At 68.5% G+C, this 8,837-nt stretch carries 7 protein-coding genes and 2 pseudogenes; 2 read left to right on the top strand and 7 right to left on the bottom strand.

Annotated elements, in window-relative coordinates; all coding sequences use genetic code 11:
• From HW130_RS14415 to HW130_RS14425, 3 genes and pseudogenes are all read right to left on the bottom strand, one after another.
• Window positions 1-299: pseudogene (locus HW130_RS14415) on the bottom strand (ATP-binding protein); the annotation flags it as partial.
• Window positions 300-394: 95 nt separating this feature from the next.
• Window positions 395-2,089, bottom strand: a complete 1,695-nt coding sequence (locus tag HW130_RS14420) for an RICIN domain-containing protein (RefSeq protein ID WP_177149955.1) — start codon at window positions 2,087-2,089, stop codon at window positions 395-397.
• A gap of 146 nt (window positions 2,090-2,235) precedes the next feature.
• Complete coding sequence (locus HW130_RS14425) at window positions 2,236-2,412, bottom strand: hypothetical protein (RefSeq protein ID WP_177149956.1); 177 nt, start codon at window positions 2,410-2,412, stop codon at window positions 2,236-2,238.
• Between the two features lie 273 nt (window positions 2,413-2,685).
• Here HW130_RS14425 and HW130_RS14430 point away from each other — a divergent pair, with 273 nt between their 5' ends.
• Window positions 2,686-3,081 (top strand): hypothetical protein, encoded by a 396-nt coding sequence (locus HW130_RS14430; protein WP_177149957.1) that lies wholly within the window; start codon window positions 2,686-2,688, stop codon window positions 3,079-3,081.
• Window positions 3,082-3,629: 548 nt separating this feature from the next.
• Here HW130_RS14430 and HW130_RS14435 read toward each other — a convergent pair.
• The 3 genes and pseudogenes from HW130_RS14435 to HW130_RS14445 form a co-directional block, all read right to left on the bottom strand.
• Complete coding sequence (locus tag HW130_RS14435) at window positions 3,630-4,094, bottom strand: hypothetical protein (protein WP_177149958.1); 465 nt, start codon at window positions 4,092-4,094, stop codon at window positions 3,630-3,632.
• Between the two features lie 337 nt (window positions 4,095-4,431).
• Window positions 4,432-4,737: pseudogene (locus tag HW130_RS14440) on the bottom strand (transposase); the annotation flags it as partial.
• A gap of 29 nt (window positions 4,738-4,766) precedes the next feature.
• Entirely contained in the window at window positions 4,767-5,147 is a 381-nt protein-coding gene (locus HW130_RS14445; RefSeq protein ID WP_019074009.1) for a helix-turn-helix domain-containing protein, read from the bottom strand.
• 141 nt (window positions 5,148-5,288) lie between these two features.
• Here HW130_RS14445 and HW130_RS14450 point away from each other — a divergent pair, with 141 nt between their 5' ends.
• The gene (locus HW130_RS14450; RefSeq protein ID WP_177149959.1) at window positions 5,289-5,696 is read left to right on the top strand and encodes a RidA family protein; all 408 of its coding nucleotides are present in this window, start codon (window positions 5,289-5,291) and stop codon (window positions 5,694-5,696) included.
• Between the two features lie 192 nt (window positions 5,697-5,888).
• Here the strand turns inward: HW130_RS14450 and HW130_RS14455 are convergent, their stop codons facing one another.
• Window positions 5,889-8,276, bottom strand: a complete 2,388-nt coding sequence (locus HW130_RS14455; RefSeq protein WP_177149960.1) for a DEAD/DEAH box helicase — start codon at window positions 8,274-8,276, stop codon at window positions 5,889-5,891.
• Window positions 8,277-8,837: the final 561 nt, after the last annotated feature.

An 8,837-nucleotide genomic window follows, 5' to 3' on the forward strand; every position in this document is an offset into this window, starting at 1 on the left:
GCCGTAGCGGGCGATGGTCTTGGTCAGCTCCTTCTCATCTGCGGCTTCGAGAGCTCGTCGACCAGCTTGGTCGCGTACTCGAGCCGGTAGCCAGCCATCGCGGCTTCGGTGCCGAGCGCAATCAACAGATGGGATTTGCCGGTGCCGGAGTCGCTGATGAGGCAGAGCGGCAGGCTCTTCTTGATCCATTCGCACTTGGCGAGGGTGTGGATCAAGGCCGCCTCGATGTTCGGATTGGCGTCGAAGCCGAACTTGCGGAGCGACTTGTCGCGTGGGAACCCGGCGGCCTTGATGCGGCGACACCACGCAGAACGGCGACCGCGCGGTTGCGAAGAGCGCCCTCGCGGCGCGTCACGGACACCCGGGTCGGGCCCGGTCCCGCGGTGTCAGACGGTCATCCGCGCGCGATCCAGCGCTGGTCGCTGTCCCCGTCCGCCGGGTCGAAGTCCAGGGCGCCGGATCCGCCCAGGGGTTCGAGGGCGAAGTCGGGGGCGATCCTGGGCCGGATCGCTCCCGCGGAGTCGACGACGAAGAGGAGGTTGATGCCGTTCCTGCCGTTGACGGAGTCGCAGGACCAGATGCCGACGCCGCGGTCGGTGGCGCCGCGGGAGTCCAGGCAGTAGTCGGGGTCGGCGCTGCTGCGCAGCAGACCGACGGGCTCCAGCCGCCACCGCTGGGTGGAGGTCCCGCCGCAGGGCACGGTCAGGACGTCCGTTCGGTCGGCCATGACGCCGCCCTCGATGTCCAGGCACAGCCCGCTGTCCGCGTTGACCACCTGGGTCCAGCCGCCGCCGACGGCGATGGGCACCGTCCGGGGCGGGCTGCTCTTCGAAGGTGCGGGCGGCGGCGGGGGCTTGGGAGCGGGGGTCGCCGTCCTGGGTGCCGAGGTGGCGGGGCTCGGTGCGGGCGACGGCGTCTTGGAGGGTTTCGCGGTGGCGGTCGCCGAAGGCGCGGGCGTGGGCAGCGTGGCGGGCGGCCGTGCTTCCCAGCCCGCGGGCTCCTTGGTACGGGCGCGGTCGCGTTCGCGGTCCGGGGCCGAGTCACCGGACGCCGTCGCCGCCCAGGTGCCCGCGGCGACGGCCACGGCCGCCACCGCGACGAGAATGGCGAGCCTGGAGCGCCGGTCCCCGCTCCGCACCGCCCCTCCCGGCCGGCGCGGGTTCGCGGAGGCGATGGGCGCGGGCAGGGAGGCCCTGCTCTCCCACCGTTCGGTCATGGCCGTCGGGTTGTGCCGCGCCCGTACGGGGCCGCCGGCCGCGTAGGCCGCACCGCCCCACCGGAGCAGGCCCTCCGCGAGCACGGCCCGGGGGGCGTCGGCCATCCGCGCCAGCTCCCCCATGAGCCGCGCACAACTGGAGCACTCCCCCAGATGGAGCGTCAGGTCATTGCTGCGCCGGCCGTCCCCGGGCCGGGACGCGGCATCGATGATGCGCCGGAAGCCCAGGCACTTCTTGTCGCCGCCGTGCTCAAGATACGCCTGGATGTAGGCCCGGCGCATGGCGTCCTGCGCCTTGACCCGCAGTTCGGGAACGGTGTCCGTCCGGACGCCGACGAAGGTTGCGACCGTGGTGTCCGGTTCGTCGTCCACCGTCGCGTACCAGAGGATGCCTCTGCTCTCTTCCGGCAGCCGGTGGAAGCCGGTGAGCATCGGGGACGTCGCCCCAAGGCGTGGGCGCGGCGATTCGGGCGGATACGGCGCTGTGGGGCCGATGTTGTCGTCGAGCCACGCCGCGAAGTCGGGTTCGAGCCTGGCCCGGCGGCTGCCGACGGCCCAGGCGAGCCCTATGCGGTGAAGCACCGTCAGCAGGTGGTGCCCCCAGCTGCCCTGGGGGTCGATGCCCCGGCACGCCTCCTGGGTGGCGAGGTCGAAGGCCTGCACCGCGAGCTGATTGCCGGCGAGGGTGCTGCGGCCGCAGAGCATGGCATAGGCGCGCAGCGACGGCATGTGGCGGCGCTTGAGCTCCTGGGTGGCCAGGTACGCGGTCGGCGCACCGGCCCGTATGCGTTCGGTGAGTTCCGCGTCGGGCAGAGCGGCGTAGCCGGGGTCCTCGTCCGCGGTGTCCGCGGCGACGTGTCGGAGCTTGGACACCCTGTTGACTCCTCGTTCAGTTACGCCGCGGCACCGCCCGACCGCGATCGGAAGCCCGCCCGGGTTGCCGGCCGGAAACAGGCCCCATAGTGGATCAGGGGAATGATCAGGGAAAGAGTTTCCTCAGGTAACAGGAGAGGGCGTAATCAAACGGCGACCGGGTCGACGAGCGGCATCCCACCGGCGTCCCGCTCGTCGGCGGGCACGACGAGTACGAGAAGCCGGGCGCTGAACTGGGGGAGCTGACCGAGGCACTTCGCCTCTCCGCCGCCCAGAAGACCGCGCGCCTGCTGTACGTACCGCCCCTGGCTCCCGTTCGCCATCGCCTGACCGTCGTCGGCCCCGGGGCGCGCCCGTCGTCCCGGCGCTCCCTGCCACTCCCACTACCGGCCTTCACCTCTGCCCGTTCCCGCCGGGCGGCTGCAGGACCAACTTCATGCTGGCCGGTGGTCGCAGTCCGCGTGCCGCGTGGGTTGCGCGGCTTGCGGCCGCTGGGTCCACGGTGCGGTTCACCGGCCCCAAGGCATAACGCGGCGAGCACGCCGCACACCCACTCGGGCCGGGCCGTATTCCGCCCCGCTCCTGGAGGCCCTGCCATGCCCAACGCCGAACTGGCTGCCCGGATCCGCACCGAGATCACCCAGCGCCCCGAACACCATGACCAAGCACACTGGTTCACCGGCGATGTCCTGCGCCCCGATGAGGACCTCGACGCCCCCGCTCACTGCGGCACCACCCTGTGCGTTGCCGGGTACGCCGCCCACTTCACCGGCCACATCCTGCTTCCCTCTGGGATCGCTGTGCTGCCGAACACGAGCAAGCGCCGCTACATTGAGCGGGTCGCTCACGCTCTACTCGGCCTGACCGACAGCGATGCCGACTGGCTCTTCCATCCCCTGCGCGCCCACGATGAGGTCCTTGCCGCACTCGGTCAGCTCGCCGACGGCGCTGCGGCCATCGACACCGACGCCATCGCGTCGCACGTCAACTGACCGCGCGGCAGCCACCTTCCAGCCCCAGCCACCGACCCCCTTGATCGCATAAGGGGGTCGGTGGCCGTCGTCTGCCCGGGCGGTGCGTTGCATGATTGCGGGTCTTGCCCCTGTCCGGGCCACGGTCTGGAACACCGGCCCGGGGGAGCGGTGACCACTCCCGCCTTCTTCTGCTGCACCGGCACCTGCAGGATGCCGGGGTGAGGTGCCTTCGCCGGCGTCGTTGTACCGGGTGGTGCGCCGGGACTTGGAGGCCAGATACGCGCCAGCCAGGCCGACCTTCTCGACTCCTTGCCTGGAGTCCGCCTGCCCGACCTTGACGAGATGCGAGCCCGTGGAGTGCTCGGAGCACACCCGGTGGCCTCCCAGACCCCGCGACGACCCCTCGGAGCCGGCGGCCGCACCGACGAGGGACAGCCCCACCTCTCCGCCTGACGTGCCCTCAGCGGCCGCCGCTGAGGGCCCGATACGGTCGTGCGGTGTCACAGTTATGCCGGTAACAGTGACAGGATCGCCGGCCGGTTGTCGCCCCGCATCCACCGCATAGCTCACGCCGGTTGCCACCGGCTCTCCAGGTTGGCTACGACCGGCTCATTGGCCTCCGCCCACGTACGTGCAGCAGGCACGGCAGGTTTCGGGTTGTCGACACACCAGCGAAGGACCTCCAGCATCAGCTTGACCGCCCTGTCTGCGGTCTCCGTGGAGTAGTGGATGTACTCCGGGCCGGTGTGCATGCCCAGGGATGGGTGAGGGACCGTCTTCTCTGGCTCCTCCCGGTGATGGATCGCCGGATCCCGAAGCTCATAGAGCCATTCAAAGTCGGCGATCCAACCGTCGTTGAAGGGCCCCGAAACGAACACGAGCTTCAGGGCTTCGCGGATCTTGCTGGGCTGGTTCTCGCCCAGCTTCCGACCGTGGACTACCTCGCGTACCACCAGGGAGCCGCAGAGGGCTTCCAGCGCGGCAGCCGAGGCGGCCACGGCGACCAGCGAAGCGTCAAACTCCTCATCCAACGCCGCAGACTTTGCGGCCAGCGTAGTTGCCTCGCCCGCCCGGGAGCGGGCCCGGCGGGCCGCCAATGCCCCATCGATCGCAATGCCTGCCCAGCGCGGCCACAGGTGGGCCGTGATCTTGATATCTACAGTGTCGCTGAGTGTCGCGGAAACGACTACGGGGCCAGCCGCCGCCTCAGCGCTGACGCTGCGACTCCCCCATTGGAGGCACTGCTGATCCCCCGCGCCGTCCGCTCGATGACAGCATCTGGGTACTGGTGTCCGCAGTGCGTGCAGAAGTGAGCCACGGGGAGACAGCAGGCAGCGTCCTCTATGCCCTTGGTCAATCCCGAGCTGGTCATGCGACGGCTGCTGCGGCGGTCCGTGATTCGTAGAAGGTGCCGTCGCCACGCGTGGCGAACAGGACGCTGATGCGGTGGCGGGGGAGACGGAGCAGGGCCTGGGTGTGGGTCTTGCCGCGGTTTCGGCATCGGTCGTAGTAGTTGCGGGAGGCAGGCAGGGTGCGAACGCGCGGCAGGAGCATTGCGCGCTTGAGCTGCCGGTTCCTGCTTCCGGGCGCGTGTTCGCCAGGGATCGAGGTCCCGGATGACGTGGTCGCCGGGGCGAGACCGGCGTAGGAGGCGAGGTGGGCGGCGCTCGGGAACCGGCCCACGGCGGTGCGTGCGCCAGCCGTCAGGCGTCGAAGCGGCGGCGGGCGGCCTCGATGTGACCGAAGTACTGGTGGGTCCAGCCGCACATCCCGTCGACCGTTGCGCGCAGGGCTTGACCCGGCTCGGTGAGGGTGTATTCGACCCGCGGTGGGACGGTGGGGTGCACGGTGCGCTCGACCAGGCCGTTGCGCTCCAGCATGCGCAGGTTCTGGGTGAGCATCTTGTGGCTGATGCCCTCGATCTCGTTCCGCAGCTCGCTGAAGCGCAGGGTGCGATCACCGAGACCCTCGACGATCAGGAACGCCCACTTGTTGGCGACGTCGGAGAAGATCTCTCTGGCCAAGGAGCCCGCCCGCGCCAGGTCTGCATCCTCGGGCGAGCCTGTGAACTGCTTGGTCACCATAAGGTTCTCCAGTCACTGAAAAGTGCGTTCTTCCACGTCAGCGACCACTCTCTTACAGTTTCTGAGTAACCACAAGAGAGTGAGCGTCTTGGTCGGCGCGGATACGAGCCCACAGGCGCTCAGGACGAGGAGACAAGCAGCATGGCCATCACCTTTGTGAACCCCAGCGGATTGCCCAAGATCGATGTCTACCGGCAGGTGTCGATCGCATCCGGGTCGAGGCTGGTCTTCATCGCCGGGCAGGTCGCATGGGACGCCGAGGGTGTCACGATCGGCGAAGGCGACCTCGCCGCCCAGGTCGAGCAGAGCTATCTCAACGTCGGCACCGCCCTGGCCGAGGTCGGTGGCTCCTTCGACGACGTGGCGAAGTTGACCTTCTACGTCGTCGACTGGGCCCCCGACAAGATGCCTCCGCTTCTGGAAGGGATCTCCCGGGCAGCCGCGAAGCTGGGGGGCACCCCGGCCCCGCCGGCCACGCTGATAGGCGTCGCGGCACTGGACGTCCCCGACCATCTGGTCGAGATCGAAGCCACCGCGGTCCTCGACTGAACAGATGCTCTTTGCCACTGAGCGCCGGAATAGCCAACTACGGCGCTCAGTGGCCAGCGTGCTCAGTCACAGTTACTGACCCACGCTCCTAGGAGATGCGTACGCTGATCAGCACCGCCTTCATCTCCCTCGACGGCGTCGCGGCGCGCGACGCCCTGCACGATCGCCGCCCACGATCTCGAACCGCCCCGATCACTCCTGCGCCCATTTCAGTCCGAGGCTGGCGAGTTGCTGGAGTTTGTCGGGGGTGAGCTTGGCGCGTCTGCTCTTGCTGTTGGTGAGCCATACGCCGAGTTTGATCTCGGTTCCGTCTTCGAGGCGTTCTACGTGCCCACGTGGGACTGTCACCGAGCCGGTGCGGGCCTTGTACTGCGCGAGGGCTGCTAGGCCGCGTTCGAAGGCCCCTACGGCCGTCTTGGGGGCCTTGGCGGGCTCCTCCTGCTCCGGGGCCAAGGGTGTGATGCCGATCTGCTCCAGGAGTTCGCGCTGCTCGTCCGTCAGGCCTTGCCAGACGGCATGCCGACGGTTCTTGTGTAGCCACCGTCCGACGTCCATCCCATGCACGGTGACCCCTGGCTGCAACTCGGTCGGGCCGGCTTCGTCGCGCAGTAGTTCGCGTACGGCGGCGTAGTGCCGCTGCCAGTCCGCGGGCCAGGCCGGGTTCCAGTGCTCGTCGATCTCCTCGAGCGCGGTCTTCCATTCGGGGTGGTCGTCGAGGGCGCCGGGGCGGCGGAGGTTGGACAGCCATTGCCCGATGGGCCTGTCCAGCATGGTCGCGGATCGAGGTGCGCACAGTGTCCAGTACTGGTCGTAGTAGGCCTTGGCGGCTTCCAGGTTCTCCTGAAAGCGTTCGTCGGCCAGGCTCCAGATCATGCCGAGCTTCTCGAGCCGCTGGGCGCGCTGGCCGGTCATCTGCCCGGCCCCGTAGGCCCGTCGTTGTTCTGCGACCCACTGCCCGAGGGGGTAGGCACCCTCCTTGTGTCCGTAGGGCACCCGTGCGTGGCCCTCACGCTCCGTGAACGCCTTGAGTTTCGCCCAGCCGCGGGCCCAGTCCTGCTTCTCGGTGTCGATCACGTTGAAGGACACCCAGTCCGCGACCATCATCGGATCCCTGGGAGCCGCGAAACGAAGCAGCAGACGGGATTCTTCTTCGCCTTCTTCGGGCGGTGGGCCGATGTATTCGGACGGCTGCGCGGCGTCTTTCTGCGGCTCCTGCGGGATCGCGAGCAGCTCGATCGCTTCTTCGTCGTGAGCGCGCAGACCTTCCAATACCTTCACCAAGGGCCGGTACGATCCCGAGGTGAACATATCTTCCGGCTTTTCTCCCGACTGGAGGAATACCGGCACAATCAGCGAAGCCAACTTCCCCTCACCGGGCTCCTGACGGAGCGCCCGGCCGATGGCCTGGACGATGTCGTGGGGCGCGCCCTTGGGGTCCAGCAGGGCGACGGAGTCGACGGCCCGGATGTCGACGCCCTCCCCGAGGACGCGGCAGTTGGAGAGCACGGCCCGCTGCGCCGTGGTCCCGAACGAGCCCAACACCTCCCGCCGGCGCTCGCCGGCGTGCTCGCCGCACAGCCAGTCAGCCCAGATCCGCTTCGGGTACTTCTCCGGCTCGCCTGCGTGCAGCTTGGCCACGACGCGCTCCAGGCCCTCCGCATAAGCCTGTGCCTCTATGGTCCGGTGGTGGAAGGTGATGCACGTCGACAGGTTGTGCTGCGCCATGGTGTGCAGGAGAGCGGCCTGCAAGGCTCCCAGCCGCTGCCCACGCACCTCCTCCGTGTGCCGCTCCTCGCCCATCAGCTTTTCCGGGGTGACGACCGGGTCCTTAAGCTCGAGCACGATGATCTGGTACCGCGCAAGCAACCCGCGGGAGACCGCCGACGCCAGCGACAGCTTGTACAGGACGGGCCCGAACACGGCCTCGTCGTCCATGGAAGCCGCCATCTCCCTCGGCAGCGCCTCCCGCACCCCTTCGGCGACCTGCCAGTCGGGCCGCTCCTGCCAGATCCGCGGCGTCGCCGTCAGGTACAGCCGTCGGTAGGCAGGGATGACGGTCCGGTCGTGGATGTCCGCCCACGCCTTGCCCATCGAGCCCGAAGTCCTGTGCGCCTCATCGACCACGGCAAGGTCCATCGGGGCCAGCTGCTGCCCGTAGGCGCCCTCGAACGCCTCCGCCAGCACACCCAGGCTGGCGTACGTCGCGTAGATGGTCACCGGCCCCTGACCGTGCCACAGCGCCAGCTGCACCGGGTTCGTCGTCGCGCGGACCTTCAGGCTCCACAGCTCCGGATCGTCCTGCAGCGAGCACACCGCAACCGCCGGCCCCCGATGCCCGACGTCGTGCCACGCCTTCACCATCTGCGCCAGCAGGTCCAGCGTCGGCACCAGAACGAGAACGCGACCGTTGGGCACAAGCCGCTTTGCCGACGCGGCAGCAATGATCGTCTTCCCTGTGCCGCACGCGGCGTGCACCTGCCCGCGCAGGCCATTGAAGGGAATACCGCCCGGTGGGACATCGAAGCCGCGCACAATGGCGCTCACGGCCTCGATCTGATGGTCACGCAGCTTCACGGCCATTTCCCGTGCTCTCCTTTTGCGGAATGCGGCGCGTAGACAGAAGGGGAGTCCCGGTGTGATGGGTGCGTCCCTGGGTGTGGTGTCTGATCCCAGACTCTACACAGTGCATCGTCGTGATGCATCATCGTTGAACCAACTTCCGCCCGTAGGACGCAGTATGGCTGATTGTCATGCCGGAGCGGCGGTTGTTTTATATGCTGACGGAGTGTTGGGGGTATGGCGGGGTGTTTTTAGGGAGGGGTTCGGGGCGGAGCGCAGCGGAGCCCGTCACTGCGGTTCGGCCGGCACCCTGAAAGACCGACGGTCCGTCACTTCCGTTGCAGTGGTGGAGACTGGGATTCCCAAGCCCTACACAGGCCCGCACGTGATGCACCGCTCCTCGTAGCCAGCCTTGGAGGACCCGCTTGCGGGGACTCCCTCAATTCGCGCTTGCGCGAATTGGCACGCTTTCAGAATTCCGCTTGCGGAATTCAATTCCCGCGCTTGCGCGGGAATTTGGCGGAGCGTCAGCGGAGCCTTTCCCTATGCAGCGCGCCAGCGCTGCATTTCCCGCTCCGCGGG

It is taken from the genome of Streptomyces sp. PKU-EA00015 (assembly GCF_013387495.1).
In the GTDB taxonomy this organism is placed as follows: Bacteria; Actinomycetota; Actinomycetes; order Streptomycetales; family Streptomycetaceae; genus Streptomyces.